Origin of the sequence: Pantoea sp. IMH, assembly GCF_000599885.1 — a bacterium.
GTDB lineage: Bacteria > Pseudomonadota > Gammaproteobacteria > Enterobacterales > Enterobacteriaceae > Erwinia.
Window position 1 is genome coordinate 144,622 of sequence record NZ_JFGT01000003.1, and the last position, 16,263, is coordinate 160,884.

General features: G+C 54.9%; 14 protein-coding genes. 4 read left to right on the top strand and 10 right to left on the bottom strand.

Translation table 11 applies throughout. The features are described 5' to 3' along the window. Window positions 1-347 precede the first annotated feature (347 nt). Entirely contained in the window at window positions 348-1,310 is a 963-nt protein-coding gene (locus EA20_RS0106055) for a VirK/YbjX family protein (protein WP_024965979.1), read from the top strand. Window positions 1,311-1,599: 289 nt separating this feature from the next. Here EA20_RS0106055 and ssb1 read toward each other — a convergent pair whose 3' ends face one another. Beyond that, a complete protein-coding gene (gene ssb1, locus EA20_RS0106060) occupies window positions 1,600-2,139 on the bottom strand; it encodes a single-stranded DNA-binding protein SSB1 (protein ID WP_024965980.1) in 540 nt (179 codons plus the stop codon). A 304-nt stretch (window positions 2,140-2,443) separates the two neighbouring features. Between ssb1 and uvrA the strand changes: the two genes are divergently transcribed. Next, the gene (uvrA, locus tag EA20_RS0106065) at window positions 2,444-5,275 is read left to right on the top strand and encodes an excinuclease ABC subunit UvrA (protein WP_024965981.1); all 2,832 of its coding nucleotides are present in this window, start codon (window positions 2,444-2,446) and stop codon (window positions 5,273-5,275) included. A 173-nt stretch (window positions 5,276-5,448) separates the two neighbouring features. Continuing rightward, on the top strand, window positions 5,449-6,501 hold the full coding sequence (locus EA20_RS0106070; RefSeq protein ID WP_024965982.1) for an NAD(P)-dependent alcohol dehydrogenase: 1,053 nt from the start codon (window positions 5,449-5,451) through the stop codon (window positions 6,499-6,501). An 80-nt stretch (window positions 6,502-6,581) separates the two neighbouring features. On the opposite strand, the gene EA20_RS0106075 is transcribed toward EA20_RS0106070, so the two are convergent. The 6 genes from EA20_RS0106075 to dnaB form a co-directional block, all read right to left on the bottom strand. After that, a complete protein-coding gene (locus EA20_RS0106075) occupies window positions 6,582-6,914 on the bottom strand; it encodes an MmcQ/YjbR family DNA-binding protein (protein WP_024965983.1) in 333 nt (110 codons plus the stop codon). A gap of 96 nt (window positions 6,915-7,010) precedes the next feature. Then, window positions 7,011-7,427 (bottom strand): secondary thiamine-phosphate synthase enzyme YjbQ, encoded by a 417-nt coding sequence (locus tag EA20_RS0106080; protein WP_024965984.1) that lies wholly within the window; start codon window positions 7,425-7,427, stop codon window positions 7,011-7,013. Window positions 7,428-7,556: 129 nt separating this feature from the next. Further along, window positions 7,557-8,750, bottom strand: coding sequence for an amino acid aminotransferase (locus EA20_RS0106085; RefSeq protein ID WP_024965985.1), 1,194 nt, complete (start codon window positions 8,748-8,750; stop codon window positions 7,557-7,559). 71 nt (window positions 8,751-8,821) lie between these two features. Next, window positions 8,822-9,436, bottom strand: coding sequence for a YitT family protein (locus EA20_RS0106090; RefSeq protein WP_024965986.1), 615 nt, complete (start codon window positions 9,434-9,436; stop codon window positions 8,822-8,824). 241 nt (window positions 9,437-9,677) lie between these two features. After that, complete coding sequence (locus EA20_RS0106095; RefSeq protein WP_024965987.1) at window positions 9,678-10,145, bottom strand: Lrp/AsnC family transcriptional regulator; 468 nt, start codon at window positions 10,143-10,145, stop codon at window positions 9,678-9,680. A gap of 116 nt (window positions 10,146-10,261) precedes the next feature. After that, complete coding sequence (gene dnaB / locus EA20_RS0106100; protein ID WP_024965988.1) at window positions 10,262-11,677, bottom strand: replicative DNA helicase; 1,416 nt, start codon at window positions 11,675-11,677, stop codon at window positions 10,262-10,264. A 100-nt stretch (window positions 11,678-11,777) separates the two neighbouring features. Between dnaB and EA20_RS0106105 the strand changes: the two genes are divergently transcribed. Beyond that, a complete protein-coding gene (locus tag EA20_RS0106105) occupies window positions 11,778-12,758 on the top strand; it encodes a quinone oxidoreductase (RefSeq protein ID WP_024965989.1) in 981 nt (326 codons plus the stop codon). Between the two features lie 272 nt (window positions 12,759-13,030). Here the strand turns inward: EA20_RS0106105 and pspG are convergent, their stop codons facing one another. The 3 genes from pspG to EA20_RS0106120 form a co-directional block, all read right to left on the bottom strand. Next, window positions 13,031-13,264 carry an envelope stress response protein PspG gene (gene pspG / locus EA20_RS0106110; protein WP_152540216.1) on the bottom strand — a complete coding sequence of 78 codons (234 nt, stop codon included), beginning with the start codon at window positions 13,262-13,264 and terminating at the stop codon, window positions 13,031-13,033. 249 nt (window positions 13,265-13,513) lie between these two features. Further along, a complete protein-coding gene (gene dusA, locus EA20_RS0106115) occupies window positions 13,514-14,509 on the bottom strand; it encodes a tRNA dihydrouridine(20/20a) synthase DusA (protein WP_024965991.1) in 996 nt (331 codons plus the stop codon). Between the two features lie 176 nt (window positions 14,510-14,685). Beyond that, window positions 14,686-15,927 carry a conjugal transfer protein TraF gene (locus tag EA20_RS0106120; RefSeq protein ID WP_024965992.1) on the bottom strand — a complete coding sequence of 414 codons (1,242 nt, stop codon included), beginning with the start codon at window positions 15,925-15,927 and terminating at the stop codon, window positions 14,686-14,688. Window positions 15,928-16,263: the final 336 nt, after the last annotated feature.

Genomic DNA, 16,263 nt, shown 5'->3' on the forward strand with positions numbered 1-16,263 from the left:
CGCAGATAAACGTGTTAACCCATTGTGCCAGTCATTGTGAAAAATAGTGATTTAACCCTATAAAACAATCACCTGATAAAACATTAAACTAAATGAAGTTTAAGCGATTTTAGGTGTACTCCAGACGATCGCCGCTATTATTACCCTGGGGTTTTAAACGGGAAATTGCGGGCGCAGAGAAACAGCGGGAGATACCCGGCTATTCTTCGTTAAAATTTAGCTTAAGTCACAGCCATCTTAAACACTCCCTCAACCAGACAATAAATAACCACGCCGCGATAGTTACGTTGAAGCAATGTTGAATTTTCAGATGTTTCAATCTTGATCTTTATCTGGGAATGCGGCATATGGCTGATATTACGATCGAACCTCGTCAGGCAACTGGCCTCTCTTTTTTTCTGTCACTGGTGACTGGCAGACTGCAGCCCGGAAAACTGTGGTTTGACCGCGAGTATCGGATGAAATATCTGTTCCGCTCTCTGGCCTATCCCATCACCACATGGAAGCTGGTTAACGCTATCGCTACCGAGCCGGTTCTGCGCGAGATCCTGCCTGTCCAGCATTCTCTGCCCAGCAAAATTCACCGCCCTTATCTCTATGGTGGAATGCCGGTGTCTGCCCGCGCCCAGGCGATCCTGGATCACTACAATTTTGCTAAAAACCTTCCTTTCCCCAGATTGCGCCAGGGGATGCTGACCAGGCAGGGTGTGACGCTGGCAGCGTTCCGAGGGAAAAACGATGAGGCGTTCAGCGTGACGCTCGCCTGTAGTGGTCGTTGCGAAAGAGAAGGCGAAGTAAATCTTGCTATAACCTGTAATGGCGTCCAGCTGGCGACGCTGACCTTTGCGGTAATGCAGGTTAAGGGTGAGCACGTCGTGACCATTGGCGGGATTCAGGGGGCGCATCGCGATACGCCGCATGAAGCGATCCGCGATGCCACCAAAGCCTGTCACGGCCTCTTCCCTAAGCGTTTGCTGATGGAGACGCTGTCGCTGTTCTGCCAGGCGACCGGCATCAGACAGATCCGTGCAGTCAGCGATAACGGTCATATCTTTCGCAGCTTCCGCTACCGGTTCAAGAAAAAAAGTCTGTTTCACGCCAGCTATAACGAGTTCTGGGAAACGCTGAACGCCAGGCCGCTTTCACCGAAGCTGTATGCGCTGCCCGTCATCTTCCCGCGTAAACCGCTTGAAGATATCGCCAGTAAAAAACGCGCTGAAGCCCGCAGGCGCTACGAGCTACTGGATAATATGGCCACCTGTTTCGCTGAACAAACTGGTCCTGCTCCGGAGCAGACCGCGACCTCATAACATCAGCAAATGAAGCAACGAGCTTCTGCTCTGATCGGGGCTCGTGATCGGAACGGTGTTTCCCTCCGGCGGCGCGCGCTAATGCCGGTAAACGCCGTTCCGCCACGCCTGTGATAATTTTTTTGCCGGATAACCGGGCAATAATGCCGCTTCGCATACTGGTCAGCGTCCGCTGGCTTTGTACCGACGTCTTTTCTTTAGACTAACAATAGCGTTCTGACCTGTAGAATAAAAAAAGCCCCGAATAATCGGGGTCTTTCAGGGCGTTGCTGTGTGGGGCGCAAGGACCTCAGAACGGGATATCGTCGTCGAAATCCATTGGCGGTTCGTTGCTGGCCGGCGCATTGTTCTGCTGCGGCTGCTGCGGACGTGACTGAGCCTGCTGTCCGCCGCTGAACTGGTTGCCGCCCTGCGGCTGCTGTGGCTGACCCCAGCCGTTATTATTGCTCTGGCTGCCGCCTGCCGGTGCGCCACCGCCCTGACGGCCACCCAGCATCTGCATGGTACCGCCAACGTTCACGACCACTTCGGTGGTGTATTTTTCCACGCCAGCCTGATCGGTCCATTTGCGCGTTTGCAGCGCACCTTCGATGTAAACCTGAGAGCCTTTACGCAGGTATTCACCCGCCACTTCCGCCAGCTTGCCGAACAGCACGACGCGGTGCCATTCCGTTTTCTCTTTGGTTTCGCCGGTCTGCTTGTCACGCCAGCTTTCGGACGTGGCCAGGGTAATGTTGGCAACGGCGCCGCCATTCGGCATGTAGCGGACTTCCGGATCCTGACCCAGATTCCCTACCAGAATTACTTTATTAACGCCTCTGCTGGCCATGTACGTCTCTCCGATAAATGTTCTGCTTTAAGTCTAAGCCGAACATTCTAACATTGCATAACGCGAGATCCTACTTTCCGATACGGATCCAAAAGGGTTTCTCCGGCTTACATCGTTACAGTGCGCTGCCCATGCTGGATCGGAGATTTTAATTATTTTCACGAGAGCTGTATCAGGATCCCGCCACGCCATTCCCGACCGAACACTGTATATCCAATCAGGTTATTTTGTGCCATACTAACAGGCTTATTTCTGGCCATGCCGGACCGGCATGGTGAGGTCTGTGTTAATCCGGGAAGTGTGAATGGATAAGATCGAAGTACGGGGTGCACGCACCCATAATTTGAAAAATATTAACCTGATCATCCCTCGCGACAAACTGATCGTTGTCACCGGCCTGTCAGGTTCCGGTAAGTCCTCGCTGGCGTTTGATACGCTCTATGCCGAGGGGCAGCGCCGCTATGTAGAATCGCTTTCTGCCTATGCGCGTCAGTTTCTCTCCCTGATGGAGAAGCCGGATGTCGATCATATTGAAGGGCTGTCGCCCGCCATTTCGATCGAGCAGAAGTCAACCTCACATAACCCGCGTTCCACCGTGGGCACCATCACTGAAATCCATGACTACCTTCGCCTGCTGTTTGCCCGCGTAGGCGAACCGCGCTGCCCGGATCACGACGTCCCGCTGGCCGCACAGACCGTCAGCCAGATGGTGGATAACGTGCTGGCGCAGCCTGAAGGCCGCCGTCTGATGCTGCTGGCGCCGATTGTGAAAGAGCGCAAAGGCGAACACAGCAAAACGCTGGAAAATCTGGCCGCCCAGGGCTATATCCGCGCCCGTATTGACGGCGAAGTCTGCGATCTTTCCGATCCGCCGAAGCTGGAACTGCAGAAGAAGCACACCATCGAAGTGGTCATCGATCGCTTTAAGGTACGCGAGGATCTTAAACAGCGCCTGGCCGAATCCTTCGAAACGGCACTGGAACTTTCCGGTGGCGTCGCCGTGGTGGCCGATATGGACGATGAAAAAGCGGAAGAACTGCTTTTCTCCGCCAACTTCGCTTGCCCTATTTGCGGCTACAGCATGAGTGAACTCGAACCGCGCCTGTTTTCGTTTAATAATCCGGCGGGCGCCTGCCCGACCTGTGACGGCCTGGGCGTGCAGCAATATTTCGATCCAGATCGCGTGGTGCAGAATCCGGAGCTTTCGCTGGCAGGTGGCGCGATCCGCGGCTGGGATCGCCGCAACTTTTACTATTTCCAGATGCTGCGCTCGCTGGCTGACCATCTGAGCTTCGATATTGAAGCGCCGTTCGGTTCGCTGGATGAGAAAGCGCGCCAGGTGATCCTTTACGGCTCCGGCAAAGAGACCATCGAGTTCAAATATATCAACGATCGCGGCGATACCTCGGTGCGCCGTCATCCGTTTGAAGGCGTGCTGCATAATATGGAGCGCCGCTATAAAGAGACGGAATCTTCCGCCGTCCGCGAGGATCTGGCCAAGTTTATCAGCAATCGCGCCTGTGCCAGCTGTCACGGCACCCGCCTGAAGCGCGAAGCGCGCCACGTCTATGTGGAAAACACCACGCTGCCGACCATTTCCGATATGAGCATCGGCCATGCGATGGAATTTTTCCAGAACATGAAGCTGAGCGGTCAGCGTGCCCAGATTGCCGAGAAAGTTCTGAAGGAGATTGGCGATCGCCTGCGTTTCCTGGTCAACGTCGGCCTGAACTATCTCTCTATGTCGCGCTCCGCCGAGACGCTCTCCGGCGGCGAGGCGCAGCGTATTCGTCTGGCCAGCCAGATTGGCGCCGGTCTGGTGGGCGTGATGTATGTGCTGGATGAACCTTCCATCGGCCTCCACCAGCGTGACAACGAGCGTTTGCTGGAGACGCTGGTGCATCTGCGTAACCTCGGCAATACCGTAATCGTGGTCGAGCACGATGAAGATGCGATCCGCGCCGCCGATCATGTGATTGATATCGGACCTGGCGCCGGTGTTCACGGCGGTCAGGTGGTGGCGGAAGGCACGGTTGATGACATCATGGCGGTGAAAGAATCGCTGACCGGCCAGTACCTCAGCGGCAAACGGGGTATCGCCATTCCTGAAGAGCGCGTGAAAGCCGATCCGGAACGGGTACTGAAGCTGACCGGAGCTAAAGGCAATAACCTGAAGGATGTGACCCTGACGCTGCCGGTTGGCTTGTTCAGCTGTATTACCGGCGTTTCCGGATCGGGGAAATCGACGCTGATTAACGATACGCTGTTTCCTATCGCCCAGCGCCAGCTGAACGGTGCCACCATCGCCGAAGCGGCGCCTTATCGCGACATCAGTGGTATGGAACACTTCGATAAAGTGATCGATATCGACCAGAGCCCGATTGGCCGTACGCCACGCTCCAACCCCGCCACCTATACCGGTATTTTTACGCCGGTGCGCGAGCTGTTTGCCGGCGTGCCTGAATCCCGCACGCGCGGTTATACGCCGGGGCGCTTCAGCTTTAACGTACGTGGCGGCCGCTGTGAGGCCTGTCAGGGCGACGGCGTGATCAAGGTGGAAATGCACTTCCTGCCGGACATCTATGTTCCCTGCGATCAGTGCAAAGGCAAACGCTATAACCGCGAAACGCTGGAAATTAAGTACAAAGGCAAGAGCATCCACGAAGTGCTGGAGATGACCATTGAGGAAGCGCGTGATTTCTTCGATGCCGTTCCGGCGCTGGCACGTAAGCTGCAAACGCTGATGGATGTGGGCCTCTCCTACATTCGTCTCGGTCAGTCGGCAACGACCCTTTCCGGCGGTGAAGCGCAGCGCGTTAAGCTGGCGCGTGAGCTGTCCAAACGTGGAACCGGCCAGACGCTTTATATCCTCGATGAGCCGACTACCGGCCTGCACTTCGCGGATATTGAGCAGTTGCTTCAGGTGCTGCACAAGCTGCGCGATCAGGGCAATACCATCGTGGTGATTGAACATAACCTGGATGTGATCAAAACGGCGGACTGGATTGTTGATCTCGGTCCGGAAGGCGGCAGCGGCGGCGGTGAAATCCTCGTTTCCGGTACGCCGGAGACGGTGGCGAAGTGCAAAGCATCGCACACCGCCCGTTTCCTTAAGCCTTTGCTCGAAGCGAAATAAACCTGCACCGGGGCGACGCCCTTCGCCCCGGTCATTATCCACTTACCGCCCTTCTTGCAGGATCAGGCAAGATTTAAACAGCTTCCGCTATACAGACTTCCCTCCGCCCGCCTTATCCTTAATGCTCCGTTTTTTCCATGAGTTTCACTCACTTTTCACTAGCTGGAGCTACCATGACTATTACCCATGCCTATGCCGCTCAGGACGCCAATGCAAAGCTGGCACCTTTTGAGTACCAGCCGCGCGAACTGCGTGATCACGATGTTCAGATTGAAGTGATGTACTGCGGCGTGTGCCACTCCGACCTTCACCAGGCCCGTAATGAATGGAAAAACACGATTTTCCCGGTTGTGCCAGGCCATGAGATTGTCGGGCGCGTCACTGCGGTCGGCGGACATACGCAGAAATACAAAGTTGGTGATTTAGTCGGCGTGGGCTGTATGGTCGACTCCTGTCGTACCTGCGACAGCTGCAAAGAAGACCTGGAACAGTATTGTGAAGAGGGCTTCACCGGCACCTATAACGGCCAGGATCGCGTGACGGGTGACATCACCTACGGCGGCTATGCCACGCAGGTTGTGGTGAACGAAGATTTTGTGCTGCGCATACCGGAAAATCTCGATCCCGCTGGTGCCGCACCGCTGCTTTGTGCAGGGATTACCACCTATTCCCCACTGCATCACTGGAACGTCGGTCCCGGCAAGAAAGTAGGCATCGTCGGGCTGGGCGGCCTTGGGCATATGGGCGTGAAAATTGCGCATGCCATGGGCGCGCATGTCGTGCTGTTCACCACCACGCCCTCCAAAGTCGAAGACGGCAAGCGTCTCGGCGCCGACGAGGTAGTGATCTCGAAGGATCCGGAGCAGATGGCCGCTCACGCGAACAGCTTCGACTTTATCCTCAACACCGTGGCAGCCCAGCACGATCTCAACCCTTTTATCACCCTGCTGCGCCGCGACGGTGCCATGACGCTGGTTGGCGTACCTGAACATGACCATCCGTCACCGCAAGTGCTCAACCTGATCTTTAAACGCCGTACTCTGGCCGGTTCGCTGATCGGCGGCATTAAAGAAACGCAGGAGATGCTCGATTTCTGCGGCAAGCACAACATCACTTCCGATATCGAAATGATCAAAATGGATGAGATCAATGAAGCCTATGAGCGCATGCTGAAAAGCGACGTGAAATACCGCTTTGTGGTTGATATTGATACGCTGCGCGGCTAATCCTTACTGAGGTTCAGCACAGCAAAGGCAGATGCGTTTCTGCCTTTGCTGCTTCCGTTCCATCATTTTCTGCCTGACTATCAGCGTGCCGTTTTGGTATTCAGCGCCTGCTGCCAGGAAGCATCCACCAGATAGTAAATCTGGGAGTCTTTCAGCGAGCCATCCAGCATCAGCGTACTCCAGTGTGATTTATTGAGGTGTTCACTGGGCACCACATCTTTATGCTCTTCGCGCAGGAGATCGGCCAGCGCTGGCGTGGTTTTTAACGCGACGGCGGGTCGCCCGTTCACGTAATGCAGCATTGCAAACAGCACATCATCAATTTTGACCTGGGTGCCTTTCCAGTCGCTGTGCACGCTCTGTTCAGCGCCCGGTTTGTTCATACAGTAAGAAAGCAAATCCGATACGTTCATTATTTATTCCTTGTAGCCTGGCAACAAGGAGTGAGTATAGGCGATATTCACCGGCCTCTGCCTTCACCAGCCTGCGCGCTGGAAAAGCCAGCGGGGTTACTCTCCCTGGAGTGTGGCGACAATCCGTCTGGCACCGCCATGAATGCGGTGCTCTCCCAGCCAGATCCCCTGCCAGGTGCCGAGCATCAGCTGACCACGACTAACCGGCAGCAGCAAGGAGACACCCAGCAGTGACGCTTTAACATGCGCCGGCATATCGTCCGCACCTTCATAATCATGTTGCCATGCGGCGCTCTCCGGTACCGTGCGCAGAAAATGCTGCTCCATATCGCTGCGCACCGTCGGATCGCAATTCTCATTCAGGGTCAGGGAAGCGGAGGTATGCTGTAAGAGAAGATGAAGCTGGCCCATCTGCACATCGTTTAAGCGCCTCAGTTCGTCCAGGATCTCATCGGTGACCAGATGAAACCCGCGCGGTTTCGGGCTCAGGGTAATTGTCTGCTGATACCACATTGAATGCTCCTTCAGGATAGCGGTCGCTGGCTGCGTTTAGTTGAGCCTTTAAGTGTGCAGCATGACGGGAAAAGGTAAAGCCGGAAGAAAAAAGAAGATCTGGCCGGAGCGTTATCCGGCCAGTGAGGCTTACATCACCGCCGCGAAGGCTGTTGCCACCTGTTGAACATTGTTGCTGTTCAGCCCGGCAACGCACATGCGCCCGCTGGCGATCAGGTAGATGCCAAACTCATTACGCAGACGATCCACCTGCGCTTCACTCAGTCCGGTATAGCTGAACATGCCGCGCTGCTTAAGCAGATAGTCGAAATTCTTACCAGGTACGGCCTGCTTCAGCACCTCAACCAGCGTCTGACGCATTGTCAGGATACGCAGGCGCATCGCTTCCACTTCCGCCAGCCAGCTTGTCTTCAGTTCGGCATCGTTCAGCACGCAGGAAACCAGCTGCGCACCGAAATTAGGCGGGCTGGAATAGTTGCGGCGTACGGTCGCCTTCAACTGCCCCAGCACGCGGGCAGCTTGGTCTGCATCATCGCATACCACGGAAAGGCCGCCGATACGTTCGCCGTAAAGGGAGAAGATCTTCGAAAAGGAGTTGCTTACCAGCGCCGGTAAGCCCGCAGCCGCAATAGCGCGAATAGCATAGGCATCCTCTTCCATCCCGCTGCCGAAGCCCTGGTAGGCGATGTCGAGAAACGGGATCAGGCTACGCGATTTCAGCACTTCGGTGACGCTGTCCCACTGGGTATTGGTCAGATCGGCACCGGTAGGGTTATGGCAGCAGGGATGCAGCAGAACGATGCTCTGCGCTGGAAGGCTACTCAGGCTGGTCATCAGCTCGTCAAACTTCACGCCGTTGGTTTTATCGTCATACCAGGGATAAGTATGCACGTTAAAACCCGCGCCCGAGAAGATAGCAACATGATTGTCCCAGGTCGGATCGCTGACCCAGACCTCAGAATGAGGAAAATAAGTTTTTAAGAAGTCGGCGCCCACTTTCAGCGCGCCTGAACCGCCCAGCGTCTGAATAGTGGCGATGCGTCCGGCTTTCAGCGCAGGGTGATCCTGGCCGAACAGCAGCGGCGTAATCGCATTGCGGTAAGGCGGTAAGCCTTCCATCGGCAGATAAAGCGAAGCGCCGTGCGGCTGCTCGTTCAGATGCGCTTCCGCTTCCGCCACCGCCTTCATCTGCGGGATCGTGCCCTGCTCGTCGTAATATAACCCGATGCTCAGATTCACCTTATGCGGTCGCGTGTCCTGTTTGAAGGTCTCCATCAGGGAGAGAATTGGATCGCCGGCGTAGGCATCAACGTTTTGAAACACGGTGCAGATCTCCATCATTGAGTTAAGGCAGGTGGCCGTAAAGGCACTTTCCGTTACGGCAGGCCAGCAGTTCAGACTTCATACCGGCCAGGCCGGTGATTCATGGCGATGATCAGATTCAGGATCAGCGCGCCGGCAATGGATGCCGCCAGCATGGGCAACGGCACCACGAACAGCGAGGCGAGCACCACGCAGGTATCCACGCCCATTTGCAGCTTCCCGGCCCGGATACCGTACCGATCCTGCAGCCATAACGCCAGAATATTCACGCCACCGAGGCTCGCCTTATGACGAAACAGAACAATAAACCCGATACCCATAATGACGTTACCAAACAACGTGGCGTAAAAAGGATTAATGGCGGAGAAATGGATAAAAAGCGGATGCAGCTGGGAAAAGAGCGATACCAGGCCAACGGCAGCAAAGGTTTTCAGGGTAAAGGGCCAGCCCATACGCTTTACGGCCAGCCAGTAGAAAGGAATATTGATGATAAAAAAAGCGATGCCGAATGAGGTTTGCGTCAGATAGCTCATCAGAAAAGCGATCCCGGCGGTGCTGCCGGTTAAAGCCCCGGCGGTTTTTAACAGGGTGACGCCGAAGGAGACCATCAGCGTTCCGAAAAGAATCGCCAGCGTATCTTCCAGCAGCGTGTGGGGGATTCTAACGGGTTGAACGACATTATCCATGTTGCTGAGATTCCAGAAAAAATAATTCTCTACTCAGCAAAAAACGCACCAGTCTGGCTGTTTCCTACGCCAGGAGAAAGCGGAAACAGCTTAACCTTTTGAATAACTTACGCTTTTATTATCAATTTCCTGCGTACTTTGCGCGAATTTTCTTTTATACATGCACAAAAATCGCGTTACTAGCGCTTTTACTGCATAAATTCAGGCGCAATGCACCGTTTTAAGGCAGGGACGCCTCTTTTTAGTGCACAGCAGCCATAATGCCGTTCTCTTTGAGACGATCCAGCACCACGGAGGTTTTCACATGGGAGACGCTTTTATGGCCCGCCACCAGCTGGCTGATAAGCGCGCTCAGGCTGGCAAGATCGGCAACCGCGACTTTCAGGAGATAATCCGCGTCACCGGTTGTTTTATAGGCATCAACAATACCGGACTCTTCCGCCACCATGCGGTGGAAGCTTTCGACATATTCCGGCGTATGGTTGATCAGGCGCACTTCAATCAGGCCAATCATACCGAGCCCGACGGCATTAGCCGAGAGCCGGGCGTGGTAGCCCAGGATCAGGCCTGCCTGTTCAAGGCTGATGCGCCGGCGCGAGCACTGGGAGGCGGAAAGCCCCACCAGATCGCTTAATTCCTGATTGGTCAGGCGACCATTGGTTTCCAGTAACGTCAGTATCTTAAGGTCGTAATCATCAATCTGAGTCATTATCTATCCGGGCGGCTGAACAGTAAGCTATCCGGACAGATAAGCGCATTCTTCGCCCGGTTGTCCAACACTATTTCGTGATGGCAGAAGGGAAACCGGCGGTGATACTCAGGGGATTATTCGTCGTCGTACTGCGGACCGGCATAGTTATCAAAGCGCGACCACTGACCGTTAAACGTCAGGCGTACCGTACCGATTGGGCCATTACGCTGCTTACCGAGAATAATCTCCGCAATCCCTTTCATGTCGCTGTTTTCGTGATAAACCTCGTCACGGTAGATAAACATGATCAGGTCAGCATCCTGCTCGATGGAGCCGGATTCACGCAGATCCGAGTTAACGGGACGTTTGTCGGCGCGCTGCTCAAGGGAGCGGTTCAACTGCGACAGCGCGACGACCGGCACCTGAAGCTCTTTCGCCAGCGCCTTCAGCGAGCGGGAGATTTCAGCGATTTCCAGCGTACGGTTATCCGACAGCGCCGGGACGCGCATCAGCTGAAGGTAGTCGATCATAATCAGGCTCAGGCCGCCATGCTCACGGAATATGCGTCGCGCACGTGAACGAACCTCCGTTGGCGTCAGGCCTGAGGAGTCATCGATGAACATGTTCTTTTTCTCCAGCAGAATGCCCATCGTACTGGAAATGCGTGCCCAGTCCTCATCATCCAGCTGGCCAGTACGGATTCGCGTCTGATCGACGCGGGAGAGCGAGGCCAGCATACGCATCATGATCTGTTCGCCGGGCATCTCCAGGCTGAAGATCAGCACCGGTTTATCCTGGGTCATGGCCGCGTTTTCGCAGAGGTTCATGGCGAAGGTGGTCTTGCCCATCGACGGACGAGCCGCCACGATAATCAGATCCGAACGCTGCAGCCCGGCGGTTTTCTTATTCAGATCCTGATAGCCGGTATCGACGCCGGTCACACCGTCGTGAGGTGTCTGGTAGAGCGACTCGATGCGTGAAATCGTTGCTTCAAGGATCTGATCAACGCTTTTCGGCCCTTCATCCTTGTTGGCACGGTTTTCAGCGATTTGAAATACGCGGGATTCCGCCAGATCGAGCAGATCTTCACTGCTTCTTCCCTGAGGATCGTAGCCCGCATCGGCGATCTCATTGGCGACGGCGATCATCTCACGCACAACCGCTCTTTCGCGGACGATGTCGGCATAGGCGCTGATGTTAGCGGCACCTGGCGTATTTTTGGACAGCTCCGCCAGATAGGCAAAGCCGCCTACCATGCTCAGTTCGCCTTTTGTTTCCAGCGACTCCGACAGGGTGATCAGATCGATCGGCTTACTCTGCTCCAGCAGGCGCTGCATTTCACTGAAAATCATCCGGTGCGGCCGGCTAAAAAAATCTTTCGCGACCACACGTTCGGAGACGTTATCCCAGCGTTCATTGTCCAGCATCAACCCGCCCAACACGGACTGCTCCGCTTCCAGAGAATGTGGCGGCAACTTCAGCCCTTCCATTTGCCGGTCGCGCGGCTCACGGTTATCTGCAAATTTGTTGGTGGGTTTATTTCCTGCCATAGTGATGCAATACCAAAAAAACGGAGTGGGGGACGCGCAAGTATACCCGTTTGGTGCCCTGTCGTCCTCCCTCAATGACGCTGAATCAACAGGAGTGACCATGGCAAAACGTATAGAAATCAGCCAGCATGGCGGACCCGAAGTGATGCAGTTTGTTGACGTCAGCCTGCCTGAACCGGCAGCGGGCGAGGTCGTGGTGGAGAATAAAGCCATCGGGATTAACTATATAGATACCTATATCCGCAGCGGCCTCTATCCCGCTTCCCTGCCTTCCGGTCTGGGTACCGAAGCGGCGGGCGTGGTGAAAAGCGTCGGAGAAGGCGTTACTGGGGTGAAACCAGGCGACCGCGTGGTGTATGCCCAGTCGGCATTGGGTGCCTACAGCGAGTTTCATGCAGTGGCTGCCGATAAGCTCGCCCTGCTGCCGGACTGCATCTCATTCGAACAGGCGGCCGCCTCGTTCCTTAAGGGCCTGACCGTGCATTATTTGCTGCGTCAGACCTATGTCATACAGCCTGATGAAGTTTTTCTGTTCCAGGCGGCGGCCGGTGGCGTCGGGCTTATCGCCTGCCAGTGGGCGAAGGCGCTGGGTGCGCATCTGATTGGCACGGCTGGCTCGGCGGAGAAGATGGCGCGGGCAAAAGAGGCCGGGGCCTGGGCGATGATTAACTACCGTGAGGAGGATGTGGCAAGCCGCGTCACTGAGCTGACCGGAGGAAAGAAAGTCCGCGTCGTCTATGATTCGGTGGGTAAAGATACCTGGGAGTCCTCACTGGATTGCCTCCAGCGCCGTGGACTGATGGTCAGCTTCGGTAACGCTTCAGGGCCGGTAAGCGGCGTCGATCTCGCCATTTTGAACCAGAAAGGCTCACTCTATGTGACCCGGCCTTCGCTCAACGGCTATATCACTACCCACGAAGCGCTGACGCATGCCAGCAATGAGCTTTTCTCACTGATCGCCAGCGGCGCAATTAAGGTGGAGGTACCGGAACAGCAGAAGTTTGCGCTGAAGGATGCGCAGCAGGCGCACAAAGTGCTGCAAAGCCGTGCCACACAAGGTTCCAGCTTGCTGATCCCTTAAGTCAGACTAGAGGGCAACTATAGCGGCAGCGCGCGTCACCGGACGGACAACTGCCAGATACAATAAGGGCTTCCCGCAGGAAGCCCTTTTGCTTTTTTATCGTTCGCGCTGAATGTAGGGTCCAGAGCGATGAATTTGTGTCAATTCAGTGAAGGCATCCTGCCAGAATTCATAAGTAAAAAATATGTTTAATTGTCATGGCACCCGCGGAATGTCCCAGGGTGTGATCAAGACCGCATTTTGTCGACACAAATAACGCCCAACACCTTGTTTTAGCGGGATAACCATCGTCTGGTTCGCGAATAAGGTTTTTTGTATTCGCGGTAAACCCAGACGGCTAGCAGCGTCAGCAGCATCCATGGCAACATTTTGATAACAAAAACCAGCATGCCGCCTAACAGCATCACCAGGGTTGCCACCACCAGCGCGGCGATAATGCCCAACAGGGAAATACCGGTAAGCATCAGCATCAAAAAGAAGCCAAGGACAAATAAGATTTCCATCAGGGTCGCTCCGTTAAATAGTCTCTGCAGGAGTATTACAAGAAGCGTGCCAGAATATGATGGGAATTAAACCCTTGAATTTCAACAGGTGAGCTTTTTGGGCAGCCTGAAACCCTGGTGAATTTGCTTATAAATTGGTGAAAAAATAACGTCAGTGATTCGCAAACATGACGTCCTGGCAGGAAGACCGCTGCCATGCAAAAACGGCAGCGGTAAAACGCAGATGGTATGTTTGTTACAACGCCCGGCGGATCAGACCGCCGCGGGAATTTTATCGGCAACCAACGCCAGCGCCTGCTCCACCGTATCGATATTTGCGCCCGGCTTGTGCGCATTTTCACTTAAATGACGGCGCCACTGACGTGCGCCTGGGATGCCCTGGAACAGGCCCAGCATATGTCGGGTAATGTGGCCCAGATAGGTGCCCGTCGCCAGTTCACGTTCGATATAAGGATACATGGCGCGTACCACTGCAACCGGATCGACCTGCGGCGCATCGCTGCCGAAAAGTTCGCGGTCCACCTGCGCCAGCAGGCCGGGATTCTGGTAAGCCTCACGCCCCATCATCACGCCATCCAGATGCTGCAAATGGCTCTTTGCCTCTGCCAGCGTTTTCACGCCGCCGTTGATCGCCAGGGTCAGATGGGGGAAATCGCGCTTAAGCTGATAGACACGTTCATAGTCCAGCGGCGGAATTTCACGGTTTTCCTTCGGGCTGAGGCCCGAGAGCCAGGCCTTGCGGGCGTGAATGATAAACATCTCGCAGCCGCCCTGCTCTGAAACCTGACGGATAAAATCACAGAGAAATTCGTAACTGTCCTGGTCATCAATGCCGATACGGGTCTTCACCGTAACGGGAATCGACACTTTATCGCGCATCGCTTTAATGCCATCGGCGACCAACGCCGCCTCGCCCATCAGGCAGGCACCAAAGCGGCCATTCTGTACGCGATCGGAGGGACAGCCCACGTTGAGATTCACTTCATTGTAGCCACGCGCTTCCGCCAGCGCGGCGCATTGTGCCAGCGCGGCCGGATCGCTGCCGCCAAGCTGAAGCGCAACGGGCTGCTCTTCCTGGCTCCAGGCCAGATAGTCGCCCTTGCCATGAATAATGGCGCCGGTGGTGACCATTTCGGTATAGAGCAGGGTCTGGCGCGTCAGCTGACGATGAAAATAGCGACAGTGCCGGTCAGTCCAGTCAAGCATTGGGGCGATGGAAAAGCGGTGTGCAGGTAAACTCTGGGTCATAAAGCGCGCAAACTCGGATTAACAAATGATGATATTGTGCGCAATGATATCACGCTCAGCCGTAGCAGGCCTACTTTGCGGTGAAGATAGCAGGCAAGCTACGCAGGATTTTAGCCCCATTAGCCAACGTGTTTGCATAAAGTTACCGGGTGCGCGGGCTGCGCACCCGGTCGGCGTCAGAAGGTGAAATTCAGCTGAGCAACGGCACCCCAGGTGTTGTCATCCCCTTTCATGCCCGCCAGATCCAGATGGACTTTATTAAACGGCGACAGACCAAAACCGGCGGTAAAGACATTGGTATCGGTGGATTTCATATCGGCACGATAACCGGCACGAACCTGAAGCCAGCTTAGCAGGCGATATTCTGCCCCGACGCCCGCATACTGGCTTTCGCCCTGCGTTTTAAAGCGTTTGGTAGGCGTGACGTCCACATCCAGCGCCGCCGTCAGGCGATCCGTATGAAACGAGACGCCCGGCGTAACGACCGGACTAATCTGGTAGGTATCCTTGTAGCCACTGATCACCTTTGTCTCAATGTCGCGGGAAATCAGGTTCTGTGCGCTCAGGCCCAGCGTCCAGTTATCACCAACGTCGGTGGCCACGCCGGCGTCCATGTTGAATCCGGTATCGGTATTTTTATAACGGCCTTCGGTAAAATCTGACTTGTCGTAGTTATAAACCGATGCGCTGTAGTTATAGAGATAGGTCTTTTGTAGCTTGGGCGTCACGCCGAATGAAACCGGATGGCCCGCAATCATAAATTCATGGGCAACGGCGATGCCGTAATCATACACAATCGCGCCGCGCCCTAATCCTGCGGAAGTCAGCCTCTCCTCGTCGCCCGGCTGAGGAATTCTCAGGCCATCGGCAACGCTTTGCAGGTAGTCGATATCGCCCTGGCTGACTGCTGCCGTCAGGTGAGCCGTGCCGTAGGCTTTGGTCACAAATGCGAAGGGCAAGACGCTGTTTGGAATGGTGACCGCAACAGCCGCTCCGGCGGTGCCAAACGCCTCGTTGCCTTTGATACCGCGCAGCTGGTTCGCGAGATCGCCTGCCGCAGCCTGCGCTCGTGGGATATCCGCGAAGCTGATGCCGCCCCGTGCGATATCCTGGTAGCGATCGACGCTGTCGGTCAGATCGTCCACTTTATCAATCAGTTTGTTCTTGTCAGATAATTGCGCCCCTACCGCAGGGAGGATAATGCTGACGTCATCTTCGGGTTGCGCTTTGGTCATCAGCGCCGGGTTAGCCAGCACCGCCGTACCATAGGTGGAAGAGGCGACGCCGGTTCCCCCCATCGCATCATTACGCGCGTCGTAATAATTACCTGCCGCAAAGGCGCTGAAGGGAGCCAGAAGAAAGACGGGGAGAACCGCAGACCGGGAGAGCCTGCTCAACTTACTGATTTTAAATGCCATATAACTTTAACCCACCCAGAGAAGGAGAAGCGCTTGACGTAAGCGTGCAGAGTGCAACTGCCAGAATATGAACATAAAGGCAGCAATTCATTGCCGTGAAGTCAGATAGAAAGCGTGGGCTTATCAGCGCATTGGCGATTTATTTATCTGTTATCAGGCTAATCGATAAGCCTGATAACTCAGTATTTTTACAGAGGAACTCCCTGTAATGCCCTGTTTCAAAGTAGTCAGTAACATTACATGCTGCAAATTACATTAAGACTGTTTTACTGGAAATAGCTGGATCGAATGAATTCAGCCTGTTTAATGAGATTAATTTAAGCATTTAACCTGACT

Coding starts and splice junctions, on each gene's coding strand:
- EA20_RS0106055 (WP_024965979.1), top strand. CDS start 348: ATGGCTGATATTACGATCGAACCTCGTCAGGCAACTGGCCTCTCTTTT.
- ssb1 (WP_024965980.1), bottom strand. CDS start 2,139: ATGGCCAGCAGAGGCGTTAATAAAGTAATTCTGGTAGGGAATCTGGGT.
- uvrA (WP_024965981.1), top strand. CDS start 2,444: ATGGATAAGATCGAAGTACGGGGTGCACGCACCCATAATTTGAAAAAT.
- EA20_RS0106070 (WP_024965982.1), top strand. CDS start 5,449: ATGACTATTACCCATGCCTATGCCGCTCAGGACGCCAATGCAAAGCTG.
- EA20_RS0106075 (WP_024965983.1), bottom strand. CDS start 6,914: ATGAACGTATCGGATTTGCTTTCTTACTGTATGAACAAACCGGGCGCT.
- EA20_RS0106080 (WP_024965984.1), bottom strand. CDS start 7,427: ATGTGGTATCAGCAGACAATTACCCTGAGCCCGAAACCGCGCGGGTTT.
- EA20_RS0106090 (WP_024965986.1), bottom strand. CDS start 9,436: ATGGATAATGTCGTTCAACCCGTTAGAATCCCCCACACGCTGCTGGAA.
- EA20_RS0106095 (WP_024965987.1), bottom strand. CDS start 10,145: ATGACTCAGATTGATGATTACGACCTTAAGATACTGACGTTACTGGAA.
- dnaB (WP_024965988.1), bottom strand. CDS start 11,677: ATGGCAGGAAATAAACCCACCAACAAATTTGCAGATAACCGTGAGCCG.
- EA20_RS0106105 (WP_024965989.1), top strand. CDS start 11,778: ATGGCAAAACGTATAGAAATCAGCCAGCATGGCGGACCCGAAGTGATG.
- dusA (WP_024965991.1), bottom strand. CDS start 14,509: ATGACCCAGAGTTTACCTGCACACCGCTTTTCCATCGCCCCAATGCTT.
- EA20_RS0106120 (WP_024965992.1), bottom strand. CDS start 15,927: ATGGCATTTAAAATCAGTAAGTTGAGCAGGCTCTCCCGGTCTGCGGTT.